Here is a 23,383-nt window from a genome sequence, read left to right on the forward strand (position 1 = left end):
GATGATTCTCAACGGTAGACGGTCAGCGCCAGGGCGCCGAAAACGCAAAAGAACAGACTCAACCGCAGCAGCGCTGGGTGCCAGAACCAGCGATACAGGTCCAGGCTGGCAAGAGCGCGGTCGAGCACCCAGGCCAGGGCGATGGCTGCCAGAAGCAACAAGGTCAGGGCGGGCATATAGACGCCGTGGAAGGCGATTTCACGGGGCATGGATCAGTCCAGGGGAATCAGGCGGCAACGCCAGGGGCGAACGAGGATCGAGCAAACCGCTGCGGATGAAATGCAGATAACTCTGCATCCGACGCAGCACCGAAGTATCGAAATGTCGGGCGAAGGGTTCGTCGGCGTCGCGCACGGCCTGGATCGCCTGCTCCACCGCGCCCAGGGCCCGGGCACGATTGCCCTCCCCCGGCTGGATGAACAGCCTGATCAACGCACGACCCATGGCCCGTATGGCCTGGCGCCAGGGCTGGTCCGAGGCATAGGCCGGATGCACGAAGAGCGCCTCTTGCTCAGCTCGGATCTCGATCACCCCATGGCCGATCTCCAGCACTGCCAGCATCCAGCGCATCAGCTCGCGCTGGACCCTGGGCTGGGCCGCCGCCAGGCCATAGGCATGGTGCACGATATCCCGGGCACGGCTTTCGAAGCGACTGGCCAGGCGCCTGGCATCGCCGCTGACAGCGAATACCATCAGGTAACGGAGCTCGGCTTCCAACCGCCGCAGCATCCATCCGGCGTTGGGCGGCAGGATGATCGCGCCCGCGGCCGCGCACACCAGCATGCCAAGCACCATGGCGATGTAGTCATTGATGAAGCCATAGGGGTTGTACAGCGTCAGGTTGTCCGGCACCGAGCCTATGGAGAAAAAGATCAGCAAGCCAAGGCCATAACCGGCCCAGGCCGGGCGCGAGGCCAGGAACGCACCGAAGGCGAAGACCGGCGCCAGCACCAGACACAGCAAGGCAAAGCCGTCGATACGCGGATACACGAAGAAATACTCGATGAACCCGGTGCACGCCCCAAGCAAGGTGCCGCACGCCATCTGGAATGCCATTCGCCGCGGATTGGGGGTAGCCGCCGACAGGCCTACGGTGGCCGCGGCCACCAAGGTCATGGTAGCCCCGCTGGGCCAGGCGGTGGCGATCCAGAACGCCCCCAGCCCGCCTACCACCAGGGCGCCACGCAAGCCGGACGCCAAGGACGCCAGCCAGGAGGTGTGGGCACTGTAGTGAGCGTCCCAGCGCTCACGCTCGTGGCGATGGGACGCCAGCGAAGCGTGGGTCAAGGCATAGTTGTGCAGGTTCTCGGCGAAGCGGAACAACAGTTCATAGGCCGTGTGGAAGTCGAGCAAGGCGTGGTCGTCCGGGTCGGTGGCGAGGAAGGCGCGGCGCTGCTCACGCACCTGCTCGGCGAAGGCCTGGCGATAGTCTTCCAGCGCCAGGGCCAGGCGGTTGGCGTCGTCCAGGGTCAGCGGCCTGCCCGCGAAGGGCGCCAGACACTGGGCAAAGCGTTCCAGCCCCGGCGAAATGTAGGCTCTTACCGCGCCTCGGGCATCGGTACGGGCCAACAGTTGGCGCAGCGCGTTGAACCGTGTGGTCAGGGCCATGAACTCGCTATTGAGGCGGCTGACCCGCCCGCTACGCCGGCGCATATGCGGGTCTTCGAAGGCCGTGACGCTGCGCAGCCCTTCCAGGCCCACGGCTTCGGCGAGAAAGCGCGCGTTGCTCGCCTCGAAGGTCTGGTCATCTACCTGCTCGGCCAGGCCTTGCAGGACGAAGCTGGCGAAGGTGCCGAAGCGCTGATAGAGGGCGTTGCGCATGGCCGCGCTGGCTGACTGGGGTAGCACGGCCGCGCTGACAGCGGTAGCCACCAGCAACCCCAGGCAAATCTCCAGTACCCGGTAGATAGCGGCGAAAAACGCACCCTCCGGGTGGGCCAGCACTGGCAAGCCGATCATGGCCGCGGTATATCCCGCCAGTACGAAGCCGTAGCCGCGGAAATTGCGCTGGCGCATCGCGCCGGCCGAACACAGCCCGACCCAGGCAGCCAGGCACGGCAGGAAGATTTCCGAGTTCTGCGGAAAAACCGCGATCAGCACCAGCGTTACCACCGAGCCGGCCAGCGTTCCGAGCAAGCGGTAGAAACTCTTGGCGAACACCTGCCCGCTTTGCGGCTGCATCACGATGAACACCGTGGCCATGGCGGTCCGTGGCTGTGGGAGTTCCAGACGCATCGCCAACCAGAGGGTTGCGAAAGCGGCCAGCAGCACCTTGAAGATGAATACCCAGGTCACCCCATCGCTGCGCGCCCAAGCCAGGCAAGCGCGATGAAATCGTGCCATCGAGGGCGTGGCGGCGCTGCTCACGGGTTCACCGTCGCGCGCAGCCTTTCCAGACGAACCAGGGCGGCCGGCGCCGCTGGTGCCTGAAGTCGAGGCTCGGCCGGGTTGTCGGCGCCGGCGCCAAGCCCCCCTCCCAGGGCAGTCACCAGATCAGCCTGGGCTGCCAGGCGCGCGGCCCATACCTGCTCTTGTACGGTGCGTTGTCGCAACAGCGCGGTCTGCGCCTGCAGTACCTCAAGGTAACCGGTGAGCCCCCGTTGCCAGCCTACCCTGGCTAGGTCGTAGGCCCGTTGAGCGCTCGCCACGGCCTGTTCGGCGAAGTGAGCCTGATGTTGCAGGGAGTCACCCCGGATCAACTGGTCGGACACTTCCTTCAGCGCGTCGGCCAGTACACCACGGTACTGGGCCACGGCCAGGTCATAACCGGCAGCCGCTTCGCCCAGTTGGGCACGCAACCGACCACCGTCGAACAAGGGCAGGCTGAACGCAGGGCCTACGCTGTAGCCCAGCTTCTGGCCGGTGAGGAACTCAAGCATCCCGCCGCTGGTAGCCATGTAGCTGAGGCTGGCGGTCAGGTCGACATCCGGATAGAAGCCCGCCTGAGCCACCTCGATACCCCGCGCCTGTGCCGCCACTTGCCAGCGGCTGGCAACCACGTCCGGCCGTTGGCCGAGCAACTGTGCCGGCAGGCGGGACGGCAGCCCGAGGGGAACAGCCAGGCGCAGTCGGGGCCGCTTTACCTGGGCTCCGGCCCCCGGCCCCTTGCCCGCCAGAGCGGCCAGTTGATGACGGGCCAGGGCCATTTCCTCTTCAAGCGCATCGAGTTGCCGCCGGGTTTCAGGTATCAGCGTCTGTGCCTGGCTTACTTCCAACTGAGTGCCGATGCCCGCGGCCAGTCGCTTGTCGGCCAGGTCAAGGACTTGGGATTGCTGCGCCAGAGTGGCGTCCAGAATGTCATGCTGGGCATAGGCCAAGGCCAGGCGGATATACACACGCACCAGGTCGCGAGTCAGCGCCAACTGGGCCTGGCGCGCTTGCGCGGCCGCCAGGTGGGCCTGGTCCAGGGCACGTTCGCTGGCATTGCGCTCACGGCCCCAGAGGTCCAGGTCATAGCTCAGGCTCAAGCCGGCATTATTGTCCCAGGTGGTCTGGTCCGCCAGGTCGCCGGGGCCATAAAAGCCATCGGTGGGCCAGTTACGCCTGTGCAGCGCGGCTTCAGCATTCAACCGCGGCGCTTCAGCGGCCTCGGTCAGGCCCGCAACCGCGCGTGCCTGGCGTAGACGAGCGCTGGCCGCGGCCAGGCCAGGACTGCCTTGCAGCGCCATGATCACCCATTGGTCCAACTGGGGGTCGCCGAAGCCGCGCCACCATTGAGCGTCGGGCCAATGGGCCTGGGCGCCAGCCGAATCGATGGCCTTATCGGTGGCGAGGTCATCGGCCCTGGGCACCTGTGCCTGGGGGGCGATGCCACCTGTGCCAATACAGCCGCTCAAACAGGAAGTCAGGGCACACAAACGGAGCGCATGGAGCGCTCGAAAAAAGCGACGCGGCACAGCGGCGGGTTCCGGAACGAAAGAGAGGGGGGATTGGAGCCGTCATTCTAGAAGCGCGCCCGCATGCCGATAAGCGGGCGTTCCGGTGATTCTTTGTTACGCCCGCAGCGATAATCGGCCCTCTCTGGCGCGGTCGCTTGCGCCGCTTCGCCTTAGCCGCCTGGCATGGCCCTAGATAGCTCGCGTCGGGACAAGGCAAGGTGAAAGCTTGTGCTCAGGCAGCTCAATGATGATTACCATTGTGTAACTTCGTGCGACAATTTGCCGGTAGATTCAGAGAGCGACCCATGGACACCCTGCAAAACATGCGCGCCTTCACCTGCGTGGCCGAAGCCGGCAGCTTCACCGCGGCGGCCGTACAGTTGGATACCACCACCGCGAACATTTCCCGCGCCATTTCCAATCTCGAAGCGCACTTGCAAACCCGCCTGCTCAACCGCACCACCCGGCGTATCGCCCTGACAGAAGCCGGCAAGCGCTACCTGCTGCGCTGCGAGCAGATCCTGGCCTTCGTGGAAGAAGCCGAGGCCGAGGCCAGCGACGCCCATGCACGCCCAGCCGGACAATTGAAAGTGCATACCATGACCGGTATCGGCCAGCATTTCGTCATTGATGCCATTGCCCGCTACCGCAAGATTCATCCCGACGTGACCTTCGACCTGACCCTGGCCAACCGGGTGCCTGACTTGCTCGATGAAGGCTACGACGTGTCCATCGTACTCGCCAGCGAGCTGCCGGATTCGGGTTTCGTGTCCCAGCGTCTCGGCATTACCTACAGCATCGTCTGCGCCTCGCCGGATTACGTACGTACCCACGGGGTAGCACGCAAGCCCAGCGACTTGAAGAGTCATGCCTGCCTGCGCCTGGTCAGCCCGGTGGTCCAGCTGGAACGCTGGATGTTCGAGGGTCCGGAAGGCCCGGAAGTGCTCAACATCACCAACGCACCCTTCCAGGTCAACTCGGCCGACGCCATGAAAACCGCCATTTCCAGCGGCATGGGCGTGGGAGTGCTGCCCATCTACGCCGCCATCGAAGGGCTGCGCAACGGAACCCTTGTACGGATGATGCCCGAATACCGCCTCCAGGAGCTGAACCTGTACGCCATCTACCCTTCGCGGCAGTACCTGGATGCCAAGATCAAGACCTGGGTGGAGTATCTGCGCGGCTCTCTGCCCGACATCCTTGCCGCCCAGGATGCCGACCTGCGTAGCCAGGAACAGGGGGCTTGAGCGGCGAGCCTCAAGACGAAGCGGCATGCGCCGAACCCGCTTGTCGCCTGCTGCTGGCCGCTTGTAGCTTATCCCCCTCAACAGACGGAGCTGCCCGATGAAAAAAACCGTACTTGCCTTCAGCCGCATCACGCCGGAAATGGTCGAACGTCTCGAGCAGGATTTCGAAGTGATCGTGCCCAACCCCAAGGCCGGGGACATAAGCGCGCAATTCAACGAAGCGCTGCCGCGTGCCCATGGTCTGATCGGCGCTGGGCGGCCCCTGGGGGAGGCGCAGCTCAAGGATGCGGCCAACCTGGAAGTGATCGCCAGCGTCTCGGTGGGTTACGACAACTATGACGTGGATTACCTGACTCGCCGTGGCATCCAGCTCACCAATACCCCCGACGTACTGACACAAAGCACAGCCGACCTGGGCTTTTCCCTGATCATGGCCAGCGCCCGGCGTACCGCGGAGCTCGATGCCTGGACCAAGGCAGGGCAATGGAAGGCTACGGTGGGCCCGGACCTGTTCGGCAGTGACGTGCATGGCAAGACCCTGGGTATCATCGGCCTCGGCAACATAGGCGCGGCCATCGCTCGGCGGGGTCACCTGGGCTTCAACATGCCGGTGCTCTACAGCGGCAACAGCCGCAAACCCGCCCTGGAGGCCGAGCTGAAGGCGACCTATTGCGAGCTGGATGAGCTGCTGGCCAAGGCCGATTTCGTTTGTGTGGTGGTGCCGCTCAGTGACAGCACCCGCCACCTGATCGGCGCTCGCGAGCTGGGCCTGATGAAGAAGTCTGCGTTCCTCGTCAACATCGCCCGCGGCCCGGTGATCGATGAGCCGGCGCTGATCGAAGCCCTGCGCAACGGGACCATCCGTGGCGCGGGCCTGGACGTATATGAACGCGAGCCCTTGGCAGAGTCTCCGTTGTTTGCGCTGAAAAACGCCGTCACCCTACCCCACATCGGTTCGGCTACCAGTGAAACCCGCGCTGCCATGGCCGAGCGCGCCATGGCCAACCTCACCGCTGCCCTGCAGGGCCAACGCCCGACGGACCTGGTCAACCCCAGCACCTTCAAAGGCTGAGACGTACCGCCAGCGCTGTTGGCGATGCCAGCAGCGCCAGGCCCAGGGCCAGCCTGGGCCGGTAGGGCAATAACCACACCAGCAAGCCGGCACTGGCCATGGCCAGGCCCAACCCCCGTACCAGGCCCATGGCCCAGCCCGCCGAGGACACCAGCAGGCCTAGCGCAGCGCCGAGCACGATAACCGCGACCAGACGCCAGCGTCTGCGCCGCCCGGGCCTAAGCTTCTGGCCGAGCAGGTCTTGATGATGGCGGTCCATGGCCAGGCAAAGCAGGGTCAAGCCCAGGTAGCACAACAAGCCAGCGCAAAGCATCATGAAGGCACCTTCGCTGGCTGCGATCCAACAGCGGGCAGCGCACCGCGCAGCGCGACCTTGCGCAGCAGCCACAACAGCGCCAGCCCGCACGCCAGGGCGGTGAGATCCACCCCGGCGGTAGCCCAATCGCCCTGGGCGATAGCCACCGGCAGGCCACGCTCGGTGGTGAAGATCCCCAGCAACGGCAGCCCAAGATAAAGGCCGGCGCCCAGGCTCAATTGCTCCAGCCAGCCCCGCCGTCCTTGCCGCAACAGCGCATGAATGAGCACCGCCAGCCAGGTCAGGAAGAAGACTCGCACCTCCCAGCCACCGCGGTGCTCCAGCTGCAGAGGCAGAAGGCGGTTGGCCCAGAAAAACGCGCCCACCGCCAAAGGCAACCCGGCCATGCTGGCCATGTTCAGCACGCCGACCATGCGCAAGCCGAACGGCAACCGGGGTTCCCGGGCATGCTTGAGCTGACGCTTGCTGACCCAGAGCACCAGGCCGGTACCGATCATGGCCGTGCCGCCCAGACCGAAGATGAAATACAGCCACCGTTCCATGCCGTTGGCGAACTGCCCCATGTGCAGCCCATAGAAACCACCGGCAATCAGCAGCGCGCCACCATCCGGTACGCTGGTTTCCAGCAAGGCACCGCTGACGCCGTCGAACGCCAGGCTATTGCCGGGCAGGTAGGCTATGCGGTCCCCGCCGTGGCGGTAGAACACCACCCGCTCGGCGGCATCGCCAGGATGCTGCACCTCCACCCGGCTCAAGCGCGCCCCTGGCCAGCGCATCATGGCCCGGTCGTACAAGCTGGCCAGCCCCAGGGGCGCCCCCGCCTCACCCTTGGCTGGGCCAGGAAACGCATTGGGGAAGACCTCTTGGTAGAATGCCGCCGGCTGGCCCTTGTACACCGTGGCCAGGGTGGCCGGCAGCAACATGGCCATGAAGATCACCAGGCCGCTGTAGGTGATCATCAGATGAAACGGCAGGGCCAGGACCGCCACGGCATTATGCCCGTCCAGCCAGGAACGCTGGCCCTTGCCGGGGCGGAAGGTAAAGAACTCCTTGAAGATTTTCTTGTGCGTGATGATGCCGCTCACCAGCGCAACCAACATGGCTATGGCCGCCAGGCTGGCCAGCCAGCGGCCCCATGGAAAGCCCAGTTCCAGCTCATAGTGGAAGCGGTAGAAAAAGTCGCCGCCACGGCTGTCCCGGGTCAGAGCCTCCTGACCGGTAGCCGGGTCCAGCAGCTTGCTGACGAAGCGCTTGCCGCTACCTGGCGCGCCGGCCCACATCACTTCCAGCCCCGGTTGGCGTTCGTCCGGGGGCATCACGTACCAGGTCGCGGCCCCCGGCGCGGCTTGGCGCAGGTAGGCCTCGGCACGGTCCAGCGCCGCCCGGGTGTCCAGCGGCCGCACCCTTAGCTCGGGATGGGCCCAATGGCTGATTTCTTCCTTGAAATAGCTCAGCGTACCTGTCAGGAAGATAGCGAACAGCAACCAGCCGAAAGTCAGACCCAACCAGGTATGTAACCAGGCCATGGCTTGGCGCAAGCTCTCTTTCATGGCGTGTTGATCCGGTACAGCGCCAGGTCGGCCGCGCCCAGTAGCAACGTCGCCACCCCCAGGCCCAGCCATGCCTTGCCGGCACTGCGGCAGGCGAATACCCAGAGCACCGCGACCAGGTAAAGGACAAAACCAAGCATCATGCCGAGCACTGCGGCCGATGCCTTGCTTCCAGGCAAGGCGACGCCTATGAACGCACTGCCCGCGCTGGCCAGGGCATAGCCACCCAGGCTCGCGGCCAGGCAACGGGAGAACACACCCAGGCGATAGCCCAAGGGTACGGACACAGGCTTTTTCATGGGGCAGCCAGTAGGGGGCGAAGAATGGCTGCCGATTCTATTGATAAATATTCTCATACGCAAAGGCAGCGATGTGGATGCCCTTTCCCAGTGCGATCCTGCCCTGGATGCTCCGCCTGGAACCAGGCCGGGGTACAGAGGCCGGGCGCGTCACTTATCTTAGGGGCCAAGACGGACAGGGTGTCAGCGGCATGGGCCTTGCACGTGACCAGAAGCCGGGCCTGAGCACGGCCTCTGGCGGGGGTGCCGATGGTCAGTACGCCCAGAACTATCACAGGCCGTCTCAGTCAATAAGGCAGTCTCGTTAGGCAGGTGACATATGGACAACCCCTTTCAAATCATCAGCGATGCGTTCCAGCCCGATTACCGAGTGAATCTGAGCATTCAGGGGCTCGATGGCACCATCATGTTGACGCTGTCCAACGATGCAGGAATGGTCGCCAAGCGAATGATCAGCCCGGCGCAGCGCAACGACCCCAAGCGGCTGCAGCGCCTGATCCAGAGCATCAAGTTCGGCATCGCCATAGAGCGTGGCGAGCGCCCCATGGAGATGCTGGCGGCCATGACCGCCGCAAACCGCGCTGCAATCGTTACCCATGTTCCTTCACAGGTTGCCGCCCAGGTGCCTGCCCAGGCAGCGACCGCCCGGTTCTGAAAGTAGCGCGCCATGAAGGCTTCAAGCGCTGAAAGCCACGCTTGGAAAACGGCTGCCCTGCCCTACCTACCACCACCGGGCACACCGGGTACATCCATGTTGATCCGGCGCCATATTGCCTCGGCGAAGCTGTAGACCGAAAAGGCAATCAACCCGAGCCCCATGACGCCCAGTATCAACCCGCCGGCAGGCATGTCCTGCAACGCGTTGAGCGCATCCTTGATGCCAGGTGGGTCCATGGCCTTGTAGGCTGACCCGCTCAAGCCGAGCAAAACGGCCATTTCGATGAAGGCAACCCCACGGGCCATGAGGCCGAAGCGGGATACCGGCCGCACGTAACGCATTACGCGCTCGTCCGCCTCGAAGTATTTCTCGAACGAGGCCTTCCACCCCTTGATCAGGTGCGCGATGCCTACTCCGAAAGGAACCAGGGCCGCCAGGTACACCAGCCAATTGGAATGTTCCCAGGACAGCAGATGAGCGAGCAGGTCCTTGGTTTGCTGCCCGCCCCCACCTCCCGAACTGCGCAGGCCGCTAACCAGCAGCCCCAGGGCAAACGCGGCCAGCACGCCGTTGATGATGCCGCCGGCCAAGAGCCCTGCACGAATGACCAACCCCTTGGGCTGGGTGCCATGATGGTCCACATCGCGGGTGGCCTGTAGCACTCGCCAACCGGCGAAGGCCAGCAGACCGACGATCACCACCCCTACCAGGGTGTGCCCCAGTGGCTGGCTCAGCAGTACCTCGAGGCTACCACGGCTGTCCTTGGGCTCGGTCGAATCTCTTGCGGCGAAGAGGGCGAACAGGCCGATGATCAGGTAAATGACGCCGCGAGCGGCATAACCGCTTCTGGCCAGGATGACCAGCGATCGATGCGGGGACATGGACTTCTCTTCTGGAAAAAAGGTTACAAGAGAAGACCGAAGCTCGCGGCCTGGGTTCGAACGCGCTGTCGCGCTTCAGGTTTCCCCCTTTTCCAGTTCCACTACCTCAACCTTGCCGGGGCCCTTGCGCCTGGGGCCCTCGATCTTGATGGAAGGGAAGCGCGACGAGGCATAGCGCACCACCAGGATAGCGAAGGCCAACAGCAGTATGGCGCCGGAAAGGTACACTACACCCAACCCGGCCGGCTCATGGTGAGACACATCGGAGATCAATAGGCGTGTGAGCGCCGTGATCGCCACATAGATCAGGAATCGGACCGGCATGTGGTTGGTCTTGAAGTAGATACCTACCATGGCGCCCAGCTCCAGATAGATAAAGAGCAGCAGGATGTCATCGACGCTGATGACGCCCTTCTCCAGCATGCCCATGAACGCAAGCACCGCCGCCCAGGCGGTCACCCCGCCGATGGCGAACAGCGCCAGGTAATGAAAAGCCTCCACGAGGAGATTGCCCAGGGACTCGGCGCAAGCGTGCAACCGTTCGCGCAACGCATCGGCCCAATTGTTCTTCACGGTGTCTATCCTTCTGCCATTAGCCGGGCAGCTTGCCCAGAGTGTGTTACAGCAGAACGCACATGCAGAATCAAGGCCACAGGCTTGCCTGCGCGCTCATGACACTGTATAAATAACCAGCATACGCAAACGCTCGCGCTTGAGAGGCCCTCATGGCTGTTGAAGTCCTGTATCGAAGTACTCGTGACCTGGAGACCATTTTCTTGGATAGGAAACTCGCAGACGCTCACGACCAAATGCTTGAGCTGGCCGAAGTGGTCGGCCAGGTGCTGGAAAAGAACATCCCTGGCCTGAATGAAAACCAGGCCGAGGAAATCGGCATCTTCCTGGCCAGGCATCGGTCCATCTTCGCCGCCGCTTTCAAGAGCAACGTCGAAGCTTTGGCCGAGCTCAAGTAGCCCTCTCCTGCCGCGCCTGCCTCGTTTCAACGCTGAGGCGCTGCTTCTGGCGCAGCAGGCAGGCGAGTAGCAGCACGGCGCAGGCCGCTAGCGAAAGCCCGAAGCTGCCGAGGGCCACTGAAGAGCCGAAGCGGTCCGCTAGGGCGCCAGTCAGCACCACGGGCACGCTGAAGCCTAGGTAGGCCAGCAGGAAGAACCCGGCGCTGGCTCGGGTTTTCTCCGCGCCCGCGCGTTCAGCCACAGTGGCCAGGCCGCCCAGGTAGATGAACCCGTAACAGGCACTGCTGGCCAGCACTGTCCCCACCAGCACCCATGCGAGCTGTCCTTGCAGGGCGCCCCAGGCGATCAAGCCATAGCTCGGCGGTAGAATGGCCAGCCCCAGCGCAACCGAATGCGTCGGCAACATGCGCCTGGCCAACGGCTGGAACAGCAGCCCACAGCTGATCACGGTAAAGGTGGAAAACCCGGACCAGAGCGCCAGGCCATGAAGGTTCAATACTGAAGGCAACAAGGCGATCACTACCCCAACCGTGGCCCAGGCCAAAAGGATCGCAAGCCCGGGGAGCACGGTTCCTACCGGATAGCCAGGCAGTTTCAGCATGGGCGCATCGCGCCCTGGAGCTCGGCCCGGCAAGCGCCATAGAAGAGCCAGCGCCACGCCCACCAGCCCTAACTCCAACCAGTAGCTGGGCGGCGCCAGGCTTGGCCTGGCGAATAGGCATAGGCTGGTGAGCGCGGCGCCCAACCCAAACCCCACAGAAGTACTAGAGGCCACCCAGGCGGCTGCCTGGCCCGGAGCCTGGGGCATCAGTTCTTGCATGTAGGCAAGCCCTGTGGCCGAGGCCAGTCCGGTACCCAGGCCCAGTAGGCAGCGCGCCGTGGCCAGGCTGGTCATGCCTGGGGCAACCATCAGGAGCGTCGTGGCGCCAGCCACCAATATCAGGGCGGTAGCGATCAATCGCTTGCGACCTAGCCGATCAGCGAGCCCCCCAAGCAATAACAGCACCGGAATCACTCCGATGACGTAGCTGGCAAAGGCCAGCGCGGTGGCCCCATTACCTACGCCGGACAACTGCGCATAGGCCGGATATAGGGGTGCCGGGAGGTTCACCGCGCAAGTAATCAGGCACAGGGCAAAGGCCAGTGACCTGGCAGGCATCGTATTCATGGTGAGCTCCAACCGAGGAAGCTCGCACCCTACCTAGGGCATGCCGCGAAACAAGGTACAGTGGGCCAGGTTCGTGTTTAACTGTACGGTCGAAATGACCGAACAGAGGGCAAGCCATGGAATTGAGCCTCGATCGCCAGGTTCCTATCCCCTTGGTAGAACAGTTGGTACAAGGCATCGAGGGCTGGCTAAGCAGCCGCAAGGCCCGGCCGGGAACCCGCCTGCCCTCAATACGCCGTCTGGCCAGGCCAACGATGTCAGTCCCAGCAGCGTGGTCGAGGCCTATGCACGGCTAGTGGCTCGGGGATTATTGGAAGCTCGCCAAGGTAGCGGCTATTTCGTCAGCAAAGCCTTTGTCTTCGCCCATGCGCGGCCGGAGCCAGCTCCCGCGCACCGGTGGGGGCTGTTCGAGCCCCCGGCTGGGCAGTTGGGCCTGGGTTGCGGCTGGCTGCCCGAAGACTGGCGAGATATCGACGCCATGGGACATGCGATACGCCGGGTGACTCGCCAAGTCCCCGCCAGCCTGTTCAGCTACAACAGCCCGCTGGGCCTGCCTGCCCTACGTGAACTCCTGCTACGACGCCTGGCCACCGTGCAGGTGCACTGCGGTATGGAACAGCTACTCACCACCCAGGGCGCCAGCCATGCCTTGGACTTGATCGTACGGGGCCTGCTTCAGTCTGGAGACTGCGTCATCGTCGAAGCGCCGGGTTATTACAACCTGTTCAATCTGCTGAGGCTGCACGGGATACGAATACTGCCGGTGCCTCGCCTAATCGACGGGCCGGACCCACAAGCCGTGGCCGCCTTGCTTGGCAGGCATCGCCCGAAGCTGATGTTCATCAACAGTCTGTACCAGAACCCTACCGGCACCAGCCTTTCGCCCAGCGTCGCCCACCAGTTGCTCAGCCTGGCCGAAGCCTACGATTTTCTGCTGGTGGAAGACGACATCTACGCTGACTTCCAGAACGGCCCCAGTACCCGGTTGGCGGCGCTGGACGGGCTTAGGCGCGTAATTTACCTAGCGAGCTTTTCCAAAACCCTGAGCAGTTCACTGCGGGTAGGCTACCTGGCCGGGCCGGCGCCCTTGATACAGCGCCTGGCCGATATCGCCATGTGCACTGGGCTGGGCAGCCAGCCTTTCGCAGAGCAGGTAGTGGCGGACCTTCTAGGTAGTGGCGCCTGGCTGCGCTCCATTGGGCGGCTGCGTCAGCGGCTGGCTAGTCATATGGCCGATGCCCTGCGCTTGCTGGTTGCGCACGGCTGGGAAGTTTTCGCCGAGCCCCAGGGCGGCATGTTCATCTGGGCCCGGTTGCCTGGGGCTACCTTCGCTTACTATCAGGCGACAGCCGCTGCACATGGGATTGGCTTGACGCCAGGCGCGGGTTTCCAGCCCGACGGCCAGCCGACCGACTGGCTGCGCTTGAACGTGGCCTATATCAACGACGCCCGCGCCCGGCACTTTCTGCGGGAGGTTGCCATGGGCCCGGGCTCAGCCATACACCAGTCGCTCCGCCATGGCCTGGGCCACCCGGGCGGGTGAACGGTGAGTCGCCTGCGCCTGGGCGAAGATGCCGGTCAAGCGTTGGCCGATCTGGCTGAGCTGCTGGGTGATGGCGACCGGCTCGGCATGGCCGTATTGCAAGGCGACCTGAATCAGCCCACCGGCGTTGATCACATAGTCGGGCGCGTAGAGAATTCCCCGAGCCTCCAGCTGATCCGCCACCTCGAGGCTGGCCAACTGCGCGTTGGCCGAACCGGCCACGGCCGCGCAGCGCAACTGGGCGACGGTCTTGGCACTGAGCACCCCACCTTGGGCACAGGGCGCGAAGATATCGCACGGAGTGGTCGGCAGCGCGTCGGCGGCCACTGGACGGGCCGTCAACTGTTCTACCGCCAACTGCACACGGCCCGGATCGGTATCGCACACCAGCAGTTCGGCACCCGCGGCATGCAGATGTTCTGCCAGGCCGTAGCCCACGTGGCCGAGCCCCTGGATGGCTACTCGCAACCCTTCGAGGTTGTCGCTGCCCAAACGCGCCATGGCGGTGCTGCGGATACCGGCGAATACCCCAAGGGCTGTGTGCGCCGAGGGGTCGCCAGCAGCCGTGGTACTGGTGACATAGCGGGTGGCCTGAGCCACACAGTCCATGTCGGTAGTGCTGGTGCCACTGTCCACCGCGGTGATGTAGCCCCCCTGCAGGCTGTCCACGAAACGGCCGAAGGCTTCGAACAGCCTGGCGCGGTCCTCGACATGCGGCCCACGCAGGATCACTGCCTTGCCGCCACTGAACGGCAGCCCCGCCAGGGCGGCCTTGAAGGTCATGACCTCAGACAGGCGAATCGCGTCCGCCACGGCACTGTCGTCGTCCGGGTAGGCCAGGTAGCGACAACCACCGAGCGCGGGCAAGGCGCGCCCGCCATGAATGGCAATGATCGCTCGCAAGCCGGTTGGCGGGTCTACCATCAGGTGTACCTTTTCCACGCGGGTGCGTTGCATCAGCGCGAGCATGTCGGCAGCTCCGATAAGGTAGGCGAAGATTATCCTGAGCAGTATAGGTGGCCTGCCGCATCCTGCGCGGCGGGCGAATCTTACTGGACGGCAGCGTCCGGGCAGGGTTACAACGGTGATAGACCGCCGGTAGCCAGCGAAGCCCGCACCACGGAGCTATCAGAATGAACCCACGCCAAGCCTGCCTGGACTGCCTGGCCCGCTCCCCTGGCGCTCCCTTCGAGGCTGCCCTCTGGGTCGCGGCCGAGCACGACCCGGCGCTCGAGGTGGGCACGGTCATGGCAAGCCTGCACCACCTGCAACTGGCCGTAAACGCCACTCTGCCCAGCCTTCCGGCGCGTGAACTGGCCCAACCCTTGTTGCGGTCGCTCAATGCCCAGGGCTTCGCTCAGGATGAGCGGCACCCGCTGCGCCCCGAGGCCGCGTTGCTGCACCAAGTACTGGCGCGTAAGCGAGGCCAGCCCCTGGCGCTGGGATTGATCGCCCTGGAGCTGGCCGGGCGCCTGGACATTCCATTGCTCGGGGTGAACTTCCCCGGCCATTTCCTCCTGCAGGTGCCAGGTGCGGACCACTGCCTGGACCCTTGCGGCGGGCGACGGCTCTACCCCGCTGATTGCCGGGAGCTGCTGGCGCGGCAATACGGGCCAGGCCAGGCGCTACGCGCCGACCACCTGGCCACTGCCAGCCCGGTGCAGATCATCCAGCGGCTTTCACGCAACCTGCGCTACTTGCATGCCAGCCACGACCAGTACATGGCCGCGCTCAAGGACGCCGAACGCGTGCTTGAACTTGGCTCCGGCACCGTGGCCGACTACCTGGCACGGGCCGATCTCTACCAACGCCTGCAATGCACGCAGGCAGAGCGCTTCGATGTAGAGCGGGCGCTACTGCTGACCGAGGATCCGGCGCAACGGCTACGGCTGGCCGAGCGCTTGAAAGCCCTGCGTACGGAACCGCGGCATCTTCACTGAGCAGGGATCGATCAGGGGGCGTCCGCCTGGCATGACGGATGTGCGGCGATGAAGGCCGGATGGGACGCAGCCCGGGCGGCGACGGCGCGGATCTTCGGGTAAGGGTCCAGCGCGACCTCGAACCGCTGCGCCGCATACAGCTGCGGGATCAGGTAAAGGTCCGCAAGCCCTGGCGCCGGGCCGAAGCAATAGCCTTCGCTGGAATCGATCAGGCTTTCAACGGCCGCCAGCCCCTCTCCTACCCACCGGGCGATCCAGGCATTGACCGCGCCCTCATCCAGGCCGAGATGGCGCAGCGCCTTGAGCACGGCTGCGTTATGCAACGGATGGATATCACAGCCGATGAGCGCGGCCACGCCACGAGCCCGTGCCTGCTCGACAGCTCCCTCGGGCAAGAGCGGGGGCCAGGGGTAGCGAGCGTTCAGGTATTCGAGGATCGCGCCGGACTGCATCAATGGCTCGCCATGTTCGAGCAGCAGCACGGGTACCCGGCCCTGGGGGTTGAGCTGGCGGAAGGTTTCGGCGCTCTGCTCTCCCTCGAGCAGGTTCACAGGCGCGTTGACCCAGGACAGCCCCTTCAAGCCCAGTGCTATGCGTACCCGGTACGTGGCTGTGGAGCGGTAATAGCCGTACAGGATCATGGTCAACCCCTGGCGGGCAGAACACGCCCCCGGCATTCACCGAAGCCCAATCCGCCGAGGCCCTCCCGGTGGCAACGCGCGCGCAGGATCACCTCGTCGCCATCTTCCAGGAAGCAGCGGGTTTCCCCGTTGCTCAGGCGCAGCGGCTGCTTGCCGCCCTCAGTGATTTCCAGCAGGCTGCCGTGCTGGCCCGGCAGGGCCCCAGAGAGGGTTCCGCTGCCGAACAGGTCGCCCGCCTGCAACTGGCAGCCATTGACGCTGTGATGGGCCACCAGCTGCGCCACTGTCCAGTACATGGCCTGGGTGTTGCTCAAGGCGATGCGTTCGGCGGGCATGCCGGCTTCACGCAAGGCGGGGGTAAGCAGTAGCACCTCCAGCTGGATGTCCAGGGCACCGCGGGCCTGGTCCTCAGGGTCCAGCAGATAGGGCAAGGGCGCGGGGTCACCCTCCGGCCGCGGTGCCTGGGCACAGCGATAGGGCATCAATGCCTCAGGCGTAACCACCCAGGGCGAGACCGTGGTGATGAAGCTTTTGGACAGGAACGGGCCCAGGGGCTGATATTCCCAGGCCTGCAAGTCGCGGGCGGACCAGTCGTTGAGCAGGCAGAAGCCGGCGACCTGCTCGGCCGCCTCGCCAATGGGTACCACTTCGCCCAGGGCGTTGCCGGGGCCCAGCCAGATGCCAAGCTCCAGTTCGAAATCCAGGCGGGCGCTGGGCCCCAGGCGTGGCTCGCTGGCGCCCGCCGGCAGGGTTTGCCCCCAGGGGCGAAGCACTGGGTGCCCTGACGGGCGCACCGTGGAGGCGCGGCCGTGGTAACCGATAGGCACGTATTTGTAGTTGGGCAACAGCGGGTTGTCCGGTCGGAACAAACGGCCCACGTTACGGGCATGCTCGATGCCTACGTAGAAGTCAGTGTAATCGCCGACCCGCGCAGGCAGGTGAAGCGAGCAGGCATGGCGGTCCAGCAGGCAGGGCGCTACCTGGGCCTGCTCTGGGGCATGTTCGGTCAGCAAGGCGAGCAGCCGTTCGCGCAAGGCGCGGCGAGGCCCTGAGCCCAAGGCAAACAACCCGTTGAGCGTGCCGTCCGCGCAGGCGTGTACCGCCTGTTGTGCAGCCCCGCTCAACAGTCCGGTGCCATCGAGCGCTCGCAGATCGAGAATGCTATCGCCCAGGGCCACGCCTGGCCTCGGCGGCTCGCCGTCTACCTGGGTAAAGATGCCCAACGGCAGGTTGTGCAAAGGGAAATCGGCATGGCCGTTCGCGGACGTCCACCAGCTACGCGACATGGACGAAGGATTCATGTGCGCTCCTGATGCGGGGAGAAGTGACCAGGCAGGCTGGCCCAGCATTGGTCGTAGTCAGCCTGCAGTTGTGGACATTCCAGGGCGAAACGGGTGGGACGCAGCACCTGGCTGGTTTCGAACATAAAAGCCAGGGTGCCATCCAGCCTGACCGGGGCCAGGGTGGCCGCCATGGCTTGGGCGCAAGTGGTCGCGTCAGGGCCGTGGGCGCTCATGCAGGGGTGCAGCGAGGTACCTCCGGGCTGGAAACCGGTGGCCTTGGCGTCGTAGGTGCCTTCGATCAGCCCCATGAACTCGTTCATCACGTTGCGGTGGAACCACGGCGGGCGGAAGGTGTTTTCCGCTACCATCCAGCGCGGCGGGAAGATGACGAAATCCAGGTTCGCCTGGCCCTGGATACCGGGCGATGTGAGCACGGTAAAGATGGAAGGGTCCGGGTGATCGTAGCTGACAGTACCGATCGTGTTGAACAGGCGCAGATCGTAGCGATAAGGCACGTTGTTTCCATGCCAGGCCACTACGTCCAGAGGGCAATGCGTGAGCTGGCAGCCCCACAGCTCGCCCAGGAATTTCTGCACCAGCACCGTGGGCGTGGCGCTGTCTTCGTAGCTCGCCATGGGAGCCTGGAAGTCTCTCGGGTTGGCCAGACCGTTGCTGCCAATGGGGCCCAGCTCCGGCAGGCGCAGCGGCGCGCCATGGTTCTCGGCCAGGTAGCCCCTGGATTGCGCGTCGAGCAGCTCGACCCGGAACTTCATGCCGCGGGGGACCACGGCGATCATGCCCGGCGCTACGTCCAGCGGGCCCAGTTCAGTGCACAACCGCACACGCCCGGCCTGTGGCACCAGCAACAGCTCGCCATCGGCATCGAAAAACACACGCTCCATGGAGCGATTGGCGCACCAGTTGTACAGGCTCACACCGCTGGCCGCGTCTGGCGCGGCAGTAGCCGCCATGGGCCGAAGGCCGTCGAGAAAATCTGTGGGCTCGGTAGGCATGGGCAGCGGGTCCCAGCGCAGGCGGTTGGGGTTCACCGGCCCGGCGTCCTGCTCCACCAGCTGGCGCCCCTGGCGCTCAAAGCGAGGGTGCAGGGCGGAGGGACGGATACGGTACAACCAGGTGCGTCGCGCTTCAGCCCGGGAAACAGTGAACGCGGTGCCGGACAGTTGCTCCGCGTAAAGTCCCAGGGGTGGCCGTTGCGGTGAGTTGCGACCGAGTGGAAGCGCGCCCTTGATGGCCTCGCTGCTGAAATGGTTGCCGAACCCGCTGAGCATGGGATAAGCGTCGGTCATTACGTCTCCTGGCGTAGCCGCCTGTTATTCTTGTGAATGCCGGATACCGTAAACGGATTACGCATAACGTAATTTGCTCCACCATAGTGGTCAAGCTATAAAGGCGACCCTTCCCCTTGGACCCAATGCCATGAGCGACGCCACCGACACGCCCAACACCAAGCAAAAGGTACGTTCCGCAGAGGTGGCTACGGATATCCTCAAGGCCCTGGCCAGCCTGACGCCGGCCACTTCCCTTTCGCGCCTGGCCGAGCACCTGGGCATGCCGGCCAGCAAGGTGCATCGCTACCTGCAAGCATTGATCGCCAGCGGTTTCGCCGAGCAGAATCCAGCCACCAACCATTACGCGCTGGGTCGGGAGGCGCTGCGAGTAGGGTTGGCGGCGTTGGGGTCCATGGACGTGCTCAAGCAAGCGGCACTGCCGCTTTCGCAGCTGCGCGACGCGCTCAATGAAAGCTGCTTCCTGGCTGTGTGGGGCAACCAGGGGCCGACGGTGGTCAGCATCGAACCGGCGGTGCGGGAGGTGACGGTGGTCACGCAAGTCGGCTCGGTACTGCCATTGCTGCATTCATCCACCGGCCTGGTGTTCTGCGCCTTCTTGCCCGAACGCGAAACACAGGCGCTACGGGACGCGGAGTACTCGGCCTTGCCCGCGCGGGAGCAACAGGCGCTGCCCAGGCTCCTGGCCCAGGTACGCGCCGCGGGCATGCATCATGTCCATGGCTTGCTACTGCCAGGCGTCGACGCGCTCTCCGCTCCTGTGTTCGACGCCCTGGGCCGTATCGTTGCGGTGATGACGGTGGTGGGGCCCAGCTCGATGTTCCATGCCGAGGCCGACGGGCCGGCGGCCCAGGCCCTGCGGGACGCTGCAGCTGGTGTCAGTTGGCGCATGGGCCACGGACTGCGGCAGGACTGATTGTTACCGCAAGCGCAACGGTGATTGTCAAACAATCCGATTTTTCGAACTGCCTCGTGCACGTATTCTTCCGGGGGTCGAACATCGTTCAGCTTAATGTTGGCTTAAAGTCTTTGAGTCAAGGTTCCCTCTCCTGATGTTCAACGTGACCCCCGACGTTGTTTGGTAGCTCCTGACCAACGTCTTGCTTGGCCGCTGTGTGCGCAGCGGCCTTTTTTATGCCCCGCGTCCGGCCTCCAAAGCAGTGACGAAAGCATTCAGCCAAGGCTCGGCATCGGTTTCCGGCGTTACGCTTTCACTGGCATCCAGGCGCAGCATGGGCTGGACCTGGATCACTCCAAGCTCGTCGAACAGCTCGGCAAGCGACTCGCCCCCACCGCAGAAGCTGTCGCTGTAGCTCGAATCGCCCAAGGCAATGACGCCACCGGGAAGCCCGCGTAGCGTGGCCGGGAGCGAATCGCGCAACTGACTGTAGAGCGGCATCAGGTCGTCGGGCAGTTCGCCCATGCCGGTCGTGGAAGTGATGCCCAGCAAGGCATCGGGCTTGAAGGCCAACAGCTCGGCGAGCGTGCTCCTTGGCTGGTAATGGCAGTGGTGACCGGCTGCTTGCAACCGTTTGACCGCGTGGTGGGCGACTTCTTCGGCGGTACCATAGACGGTGCCGGAAAACAGAGCGACATTCATGCCGGGCCTCCTGGGGGTTGACCGAGCAGTCTATCAGGCCAGGCAACCGGCCAGCAGCTACGTTAGAATGGTCCGCCAAGGGAGCCCGGAGAGGCCATGATCAATTCCAATCTGTTGCAGCGCATGGTGGATGCCTCCAGCGACGGCATCGTGATCGCCGAACAGGAAGGCCGGGACAACATCCTGATCTACGTGAATCCGGCTTTCGAGCGGCTCACGGGCTACGCCCGGGAGGACATCCTCTACCGCGACTGCCGCTTCCTGCAGAATGGCCAGGCGGCCCCTGAAGCGCGCCAGGCCCTGCGCGAGGCCCTCGACAAGGGTCAGGCCTGTCGCCAGGTCATTCTGAACTATCGCAAGGACGGCGCGCCGTTCTGGAACGAGCTTTCCATTACGCCGGTGTTCAACGAAGCGGATGGTCGCCACTATTACATCGGCATTCAAAAGGACGTCAGCGAACAGGTTGCGGCGCGGGAACGAATCCTGCAGCTCGAAGCCGAGTTGGCCAGGCTGACCGAACTGGCGGGGCTGGCCCCTGCTTCCAGCCCGGACGACCGTCCATGACGCGGCGGGCCCTTATTCATCGAGGTTCAACGAGCCGGATATGCAACCTGATTCCCTGCTAAGCCAGGATGAGCTGGATTTTATCCGCAGCCTGCACAACAGTCCGCAAGGCGAGCTGGCCGATACCGGAGCCGGCCTGGCGGTCGAGGGCGCCGGTCGCTTGCAGGACTTGCTGCTGCGCCTGGTGGCGCGGGGCTGCGTGACCATCCAGGCCCAGTTCCAGAACCAGCAATTGAGCTTTCCCCTGCGCGTTGCCGAGGATGAATTCCATGCCCAGCGCATCAGACTGGGCGCGCCGACCATCTATGAGGACGGCCCCATGGTCAGGCCGTGGCGCCTGGCGCTGGCCGAGGCGATTCCCTTGCAGGACCGCAACGGCGATGCCAGTTCATTGTGGGTAGTGGAAATCTCGGTCAATGGCCTCGTACTTCAAGTACGCGACGGCGGCGCGGCGCCCGAGGTGTTCTCGCTCTGGTTCGCCCCCCACGGCTACACGCCCATTGCCTTGCGCGGCAGCCTGGAGCGACAGACCGCCGACGGCCTGTTGGCCTACCGGCTGGTGCCCCACGATCCGCAGGAAACCGAGCGGCTGCGTGACTACATTCTCGAGCAGCACCGCTTGGCTCACCCTCACCTGCATAGCTGATCAGGTATCCAGATGGCCTGCCGCATATTGGGCCAGGCGCCGCTGCATCAGCGGCCCGTGGTTGCCCAGGCAGCCAATGCTGGTGTTGACCAGCTGATCCTGGATCAGCTCGCTGAACTCCCCCGCCAACAGCAGGGGGCACTCCAGTTGCAGGCTCAGCTTGAGCAAGCGCTTGGCCGTATCCGCCGCTGGCGCATGGTTCGAAAACAATACTACTGCGCTGGGCTGTACCCGCTCGCAGACCAGCCCCAATTCTTCCAGTGGCTGACCAAGGCCCAACGGCCTTACCCAGGCATGCGCATTGCTCAGCATGAGCGCCGCCACCAGCAACTCCAGCTCGAAGCACTGTCCGGGGATCGCGCAGAGCAACACCGGACTGTCGCTTCCTTCCGTGGACGAAAACTGCAGACGCCTCAAGACCTGTCCACGCAGGAAGTGGTCCAGGAAGGTCCATTCACTGACCGCGCCGAAACCTTCCTGGCGTAACCGGACTTCCTCCCAGACAGGCATGAAGACTTCTTCGAAGGCGACGCCCAATGGATAGGTGGCGAACACCTGACCATACAGGCGTATCAGCGCCAGCTCGTCAAAAGCCTGGATGGCCGTGGTCAAGCGGTCGCGCCATTGAGCGTACTCGCTCAAGCCATGGCGAGGCTCCGGGGGTTGAGGCATGTTCGTCGCCTGACTGCGTGCCAGGAGCTTGCCGACCTTGCTCACGGCCACGCCCCGCTCGAGCCAGCCGAGGATGGCCCTGACCTCGGCGATGTCCGCTGGGGAATACAAACGATGCCCACTTTCTGTGCGAGTTGGCTGGATAAGCCCATATCGGCGCTCCCATGCCCGCAACGTCACAGGATTGACGCCTGTCAGGCGTGCTACCTCACGTATTGGAAAAAGCTCCTGTTGGCTATCGGCACGGTCAGCGCTCAGGAAGTAATTGTTGTCGCTCATTGAAAGAACCAGGCGTTACAAGCGGTAGGCGTATTGTAACCCTTTGATCGTAAACTTCGCCTGCATGTACGTCTATTTGGAACATCGGGCGCATATCGCTATGCAGGCACCCCTGCAGCATCAGATCCGGAATGATCCTTGCTCTGGAAAGGTCTATCATCAAGTGCCGAGCCTTGTTACCCCAAGGTCCGGACGCGTCGCCCCTACCCGGGGCTGAATGCCCGTAGCCGGAGATACACAATGTCTACCCCACCCGTGACGATGCTGGTCGCGCGCCGTGCCGCCAATGGCCGCTATAACGAATTGATCGCCTGGCTTCAGGAAGGCGAGCACCTGGCCACCGATTTCCCGGGCTACCTGGGCTCCGGCATCCTGGCCCCGCCTGTGGGTGGTGACGAGTACCAGATGATTTTCCGTTTTGCCGATGCCGCCACCTTGCATGCCTGGGAGTTTTCCGCGTCCCGTCAGGCCTGGCTCAAGCGCGGCAATGGCCTGTTCGCCGAGCCATCGGAGCGACGGGTGCAGGGCATGGACAATTGGTTCGCCAATGTCGCCAGCACCACGGATGCGCCCCGCCCGCCGCGCTGGAAGCAGGCCGTGGCGATCTGGTTGGCCTTTTTCCCGGTATCGCTGCTGTTCAATATTGTGTTTGGCCCCTGGCTGAATGAGTTGACCCTGGCGCCACGCATCCTGGTCAGTACCCTGGCGCTTACACCGCTGATGGTGTTTATCTTCATTCCGTTGTCTACGCGATTGTTGGCACCGTGGCTCAACGCTCCAGGCCGTGAGGCAGCCGAAAAGAATGGCCTGGGCGTTCGCTGAGGTGCGGCGCGGGTTGGCGAAGGGCAACGGGGTGCGATAGGCTCCC

The 23,383-nt window shown here is 64.1% G+C and carries 24 protein-coding genes and 1 pseudogene; 10 read left to right on the forward strand and 15 right to left on the reverse strand.

Features of this window, described 5'->3' with window-relative positions:
- Positions 1-8: 8 nt before the first annotated feature.
- The 3 genes from BN1188_RS10155 to BN1188_RS10165 are packed head-to-tail and all read right to left on the reverse strand — an operon-like array spanning position 9 to position 3,896.
- Positions 9-209: a DUF1656 domain-containing protein gene (locus BN1188_RS10155; protein WP_040261271.1), complete on the reverse strand. Its 201-nt coding sequence runs from the start codon at positions 207-209 to the stop codon at positions 9-11.
- Positions 199-2,343: an FUSC family protein gene (locus BN1188_RS10160; RefSeq protein ID WP_052469247.1), complete on the reverse strand. Its 2,145-nt coding sequence runs from the start codon at positions 2,341-2,343 to the stop codon at positions 199-201. The genes BN1188_RS10155 and BN1188_RS10160 overlap by 11 nt, the downstream gene beginning before the upstream one ends.
- A gap of 20 nt (positions 2,344-2,363) precedes the next feature.
- A complete protein-coding gene (locus BN1188_RS10165) occupies positions 2,364-3,896 on the reverse strand; it encodes an efflux transporter outer membrane subunit (protein WP_040261272.1) in 1,533 nt (510 codons plus the stop codon).
- Between the two features lie 287 nt (positions 3,897-4,183).
- On the opposite strand from BN1188_RS10165, the gene BN1188_RS10170 reads away from it, so the two are divergent.
- Complete coding sequence (locus tag BN1188_RS10170) at positions 4,184-5,125, forward strand: LysR family transcriptional regulator (protein WP_040261273.1); 942 nt, start codon at positions 4,184-4,186, stop codon at positions 5,123-5,125.
- A 97-nt stretch (positions 5,126-5,222) separates the two neighbouring features.
- On the forward strand, positions 5,223-6,197 hold the full coding sequence (locus BN1188_RS10175) for a 2-hydroxyacid dehydrogenase (protein ID WP_040261274.1): 975 nt from the start codon (positions 5,223-5,225) through the stop codon (positions 6,195-6,197).
- Here BN1188_RS10175 and BN1188_RS10180 read toward each other — a convergent pair.
- From BN1188_RS10180 to BN1188_RS10190, 3 genes are read right to left on the reverse strand one after another with little or no spacing between them, the layout of a single operon-like run.
- Entirely contained in the window at positions 6,187-6,510 is a 324-nt protein-coding gene (locus BN1188_RS10180) for a DUF3325 domain-containing protein (RefSeq protein WP_040261470.1), read from the reverse strand. The genes BN1188_RS10175 and BN1188_RS10180 overlap by 11 nt on opposite strands.
- Entirely contained in the window at positions 6,510-8,063 is a 1,554-nt protein-coding gene (locus BN1188_RS10185; RefSeq protein ID WP_040261275.1) for a PepSY-associated TM helix domain-containing protein, read from the reverse strand. Before BN1188_RS10185 ends, BN1188_RS10180 begins: the two co-directional genes overlap by 1 nt.
- Positions 8,060-8,362 carry a DUF3649 domain-containing protein gene (locus BN1188_RS10190; protein ID WP_040261276.1) on the reverse strand — a complete coding sequence of 101 codons (303 nt, stop codon included), beginning with the start codon at positions 8,360-8,362 and terminating at the stop codon, positions 8,060-8,062. The genes BN1188_RS10185 and BN1188_RS10190 overlap by 4 nt, the downstream gene beginning before the upstream one ends.
- Before the next feature lie 319 nt (positions 8,363-8,681).
- Here BN1188_RS10190 and BN1188_RS10200 point away from each other — a divergent pair, with 319 nt between their 5' ends.
- Positions 8,682-9,017 carry a DUF3509 domain-containing protein gene (locus BN1188_RS10200; RefSeq protein WP_084596195.1) on the forward strand — a complete coding sequence of 112 codons (336 nt, stop codon included), beginning with the start codon at positions 8,682-8,684 and terminating at the stop codon, positions 9,015-9,017.
- A 62-nt stretch (positions 9,018-9,079) separates the two neighbouring features.
- On the opposite strand, the gene BN1188_RS10205 is transcribed toward BN1188_RS10200, so the two are convergent.
- Positions 9,080-9,901 carry a DUF1206 domain-containing protein gene (locus BN1188_RS10205; protein WP_040261279.1) on the reverse strand — a complete coding sequence of 274 codons (822 nt, stop codon included), beginning with the start codon at positions 9,899-9,901 and terminating at the stop codon, positions 9,080-9,082.
- Between the two features lie 75 nt (positions 9,902-9,976).
- Positions 9,977-10,474, reverse strand: coding sequence for a phosphate-starvation-inducible protein PsiE (locus tag BN1188_RS10210; RefSeq protein WP_040261280.1), 498 nt, complete (start codon positions 10,472-10,474; stop codon positions 9,977-9,979).
- Between the two features lie 152 nt (positions 10,475-10,626).
- On the opposite strand from BN1188_RS10210, the gene BN1188_RS10215 reads away from it, so the two are divergent.
- A complete protein-coding gene (locus tag BN1188_RS10215; protein WP_040261281.1) occupies positions 10,627-10,872 on the forward strand; it encodes a YebG family protein in 246 nt (81 codons plus the stop codon).
- Here the strand turns inward: BN1188_RS10215 and BN1188_RS10220 are convergent.
- Positions 10,865-12,040 (reverse strand): MFS transporter, encoded by a 1,176-nt coding sequence (locus BN1188_RS10220; RefSeq protein ID WP_084596196.1) that lies wholly within the window; start codon positions 12,038-12,040, stop codon positions 10,865-10,867. The two genes, BN1188_RS10215 and BN1188_RS10220, sit on opposite strands and share 8 nt — an antisense overlap.
- A gap of 116 nt (positions 12,041-12,156) precedes the next feature.
- Here BN1188_RS10220 and BN1188_RS10225 point away from each other — a divergent pair.
- Positions 12,157-13,583 (forward strand): annotated as a pseudogene (locus BN1188_RS10225) (aminotransferase-like domain-containing protein).
- Here BN1188_RS10225 and BN1188_RS10230 read toward each other — a convergent pair.
- The gene (locus tag BN1188_RS10230) at positions 13,533-14,552 is read right to left on the reverse strand and encodes a Glu/Leu/Phe/Val dehydrogenase family protein (protein WP_040261282.1); all 1,020 of its coding nucleotides are present in this window, start codon (positions 14,550-14,552) and stop codon (positions 13,533-13,535) included. The pseudogene BN1188_RS10225 and the gene BN1188_RS10230 sit on opposite strands and share 51 nt — an antisense overlap.
- Positions 14,553-14,716: 164 nt before the next feature.
- Here BN1188_RS10230 and BN1188_RS10235 point away from each other — a divergent pair, with 164 nt between their 5' ends.
- The gene (locus BN1188_RS10235; protein WP_040261283.1) at positions 14,717-15,523 is read left to right on the forward strand and encodes a SirB1 family protein; all 807 of its coding nucleotides are present in this window, start codon (positions 14,717-14,719) and stop codon (positions 15,521-15,523) included.
- 11 nt (positions 15,524-15,534) lie between these two features.
- On the opposite strand, the gene maiA is transcribed toward BN1188_RS10235, so the two are convergent.
- The 3 genes from maiA to hmgA are packed head-to-tail and all read right to left on the reverse strand — an operon-like array spanning position 15,535 to position 18,754.
- Entirely contained in the window at positions 15,535-16,164 is a 630-nt protein-coding gene (gene maiA, locus BN1188_RS10240; protein ID WP_040261284.1) for a maleylacetoacetate isomerase, read from the reverse strand.
- Between the two features lie 2 nt (positions 16,165-16,166).
- Positions 16,167-17,465: a fumarylacetoacetase gene (gene fahA, locus BN1188_RS10245; protein ID WP_040261285.1), complete on the reverse strand. Its 1,299-nt coding sequence runs from the start codon at positions 17,463-17,465 to the stop codon at positions 16,167-16,169.
- A complete protein-coding gene (hmgA, locus tag BN1188_RS10250; protein ID WP_040261286.1) occupies positions 17,462-18,754 on the reverse strand; it encodes a homogentisate 1,2-dioxygenase in 1,293 nt (430 codons plus the stop codon). The genes fahA and hmgA overlap by 4 nt, the downstream gene beginning before the upstream one ends.
- A 130-nt stretch (positions 18,755-18,884) precedes the next feature.
- On the opposite strand from hmgA, the gene BN1188_RS10255 reads away from it, so the two are divergent.
- Positions 18,885-19,670, forward strand: a complete 786-nt coding sequence (locus BN1188_RS10255) for an IclR family transcriptional regulator (RefSeq protein ID WP_040261287.1) — start codon at positions 18,885-18,887, stop codon at positions 19,668-19,670.
- A gap of 216 nt (positions 19,671-19,886) precedes the next feature.
- Here BN1188_RS10255 and BN1188_RS10260 read toward each other — a convergent pair whose 3' ends face one another.
- Positions 19,887-20,354 (reverse strand): flavodoxin, encoded by a 468-nt coding sequence (locus BN1188_RS10260; protein WP_040261288.1) that lies wholly within the window; start codon positions 20,352-20,354, stop codon positions 19,887-19,889.
- Between the two features lie 96 nt (positions 20,355-20,450).
- Between BN1188_RS10260 and BN1188_RS10265 the strand changes: the two genes are divergently transcribed.
- Both BN1188_RS10265 and BN1188_RS10270 read left to right on the forward strand, forming a co-directional pair.
- Positions 20,451-20,918, forward strand: coding sequence for a PAS domain-containing protein (locus BN1188_RS10265; protein ID WP_040261289.1), 468 nt, complete (start codon positions 20,451-20,453; stop codon positions 20,916-20,918).
- A 40-nt stretch (positions 20,919-20,958) separates the two neighbouring features.
- Positions 20,959-21,564: a hypothetical protein gene (locus BN1188_RS10270; protein ID WP_040261290.1), complete on the forward strand. Its 606-nt coding sequence runs from the start codon at positions 20,959-20,961 to the stop codon at positions 21,562-21,564.
- Here BN1188_RS10270 and BN1188_RS10275 read toward each other — a convergent pair whose 3' ends face one another.
- On the reverse strand, positions 21,565-22,515 hold the full coding sequence (locus BN1188_RS10275) for a MerR family transcriptional regulator (RefSeq protein ID WP_040261291.1): 951 nt from the start codon (positions 22,513-22,515) through the stop codon (positions 21,565-21,567).
- Between the two features lie 240 nt (positions 22,516-22,755).
- Here BN1188_RS10275 and BN1188_RS10280 point away from each other — a divergent pair, with 240 nt between their 5' ends.
- Positions 22,756-23,337: a putative antibiotic biosynthesis monooxygenase gene (locus BN1188_RS10280; protein WP_040261292.1), complete on the forward strand. Its 582-nt coding sequence runs from the start codon at positions 22,756-22,758 to the stop codon at positions 23,335-23,337.
- Positions 23,338-23,383 lie beyond the last annotated feature (46 nt).

This window comes from Pseudomonas massiliensis (assembly GCF_000826105.1).
Taxonomy (GTDB): Bacteria; Pseudomonadota; Gammaproteobacteria; order Pseudomonadales; family Pseudomonadaceae; genus Aquipseudomonas; species Aquipseudomonas massiliensis.

Coding starts and splice junctions, on each gene's coding strand:
- BN1188_RS10155 (WP_040261271.1), bottom strand. CDS start 209: ATGCCCCGTGAAATCGCCTTCCACGGCGTCTATATGCCCGCCCTGACC.
- BN1188_RS10160 (WP_052469247.1), bottom strand. CDS start 2,343: ATGGCACGATTTCATCGCGCTTGCCTGGCTTGGGCGCGCAGCGATGGG.
- BN1188_RS10170 (WP_040261273.1), top strand. CDS start 4,184: ATGGACACCCTGCAAAACATGCGCGCCTTCACCTGCGTGGCCGAAGCC.
- BN1188_RS10175 (WP_040261274.1), top strand. CDS start 5,223: ATGAAAAAAACCGTACTTGCCTTCAGCCGCATCACGCCGGAAATGGTC.
- BN1188_RS10180 (WP_040261470.1), bottom strand. CDS start 6,510: ATGCTTTGCGCTGGCTTGTTGTGCTACCTGGGCTTGACCCTGCTTTGC.
- BN1188_RS10185 (WP_040261275.1), bottom strand. CDS start 8,063: ATGAAAGAGAGCTTGCGCCAAGCCATGGCCTGGTTACATACCTGGTTG.
- BN1188_RS10190 (WP_040261276.1), bottom strand. CDS start 8,362: ATGAAAAAGCCTGTGTCCGTACCCTTGGGCTATCGCCTGGGTGTGTTC.
- BN1188_RS10200 (WP_084596195.1), top strand. CDS start 8,682: ATGGACAACCCCTTTCAAATCATCAGCGATGCGTTCCAGCCCGATTAC.
- BN1188_RS10205 (WP_040261279.1), bottom strand. CDS start 9,901: ATGTCCCCGCATCGATCGCTGGTCATCCTGGCCAGAAGCGGTTATGCC.
- BN1188_RS10215 (WP_040261281.1), top strand. CDS start 10,627: ATGGCTGTTGAAGTCCTGTATCGAAGTACTCGTGACCTGGAGACCATT.
- BN1188_RS10220 (WP_084596196.1), bottom strand. CDS start 12,040: ATGAATACGATGCCTGCCAGGTCACTGGCCTTTGCCCTGTGCCTGATT.
- BN1188_RS10230 (WP_040261282.1), bottom strand. CDS start 14,552: ATGCTCGCGCTGATGCAACGCACCCGCGTGGAAAAGGTACACCTGATG.
- BN1188_RS10235 (WP_040261283.1), top strand. CDS start 14,717: ATGAACCCACGCCAAGCCTGCCTGGACTGCCTGGCCCGCTCCCCTGGC.
- maiA (WP_040261284.1), bottom strand. CDS start 16,164: ATGATCCTGTACGGCTATTACCGCTCCACAGCCACGTACCGGGTACGC.
- fahA (WP_040261285.1), bottom strand. CDS start 17,465: ATGAATCCTTCGTCCATGTCGCGTAGCTGGTGGACGTCCGCGAACGGC.
- hmgA (WP_040261286.1), bottom strand. CDS start 18,754: ATGACCGACGCTTATCCCATGCTCAGCGGGTTCGGCAACCATTTCAGC.
- BN1188_RS10255 (WP_040261287.1), top strand. CDS start 18,885: ATGAGCGACGCCACCGACACGCCCAACACCAAGCAAAAGGTACGTTCC.
- BN1188_RS10260 (WP_040261288.1), bottom strand. CDS start 20,354: ATGAATGTCGCTCTGTTTTCCGGCACCGTCTATGGTACCGCCGAAGAA.
- BN1188_RS10265 (WP_040261289.1), top strand. CDS start 20,451: ATGATCAATTCCAATCTGTTGCAGCGCATGGTGGATGCCTCCAGCGAC.
- BN1188_RS10270 (WP_040261290.1), top strand. CDS start 20,959: ATGCAACCTGATTCCCTGCTAAGCCAGGATGAGCTGGATTTTATCCGC.
- BN1188_RS10275 (WP_040261291.1), bottom strand. CDS start 22,515: ATGAGCGACAACAATTACTTCCTGAGCGCTGACCGTGCCGATAGCCAA.
- BN1188_RS10280 (WP_040261292.1), top strand. CDS start 22,756: ATGTCTACCCCACCCGTGACGATGCTGGTCGCGCGCCGTGCCGCCAAT.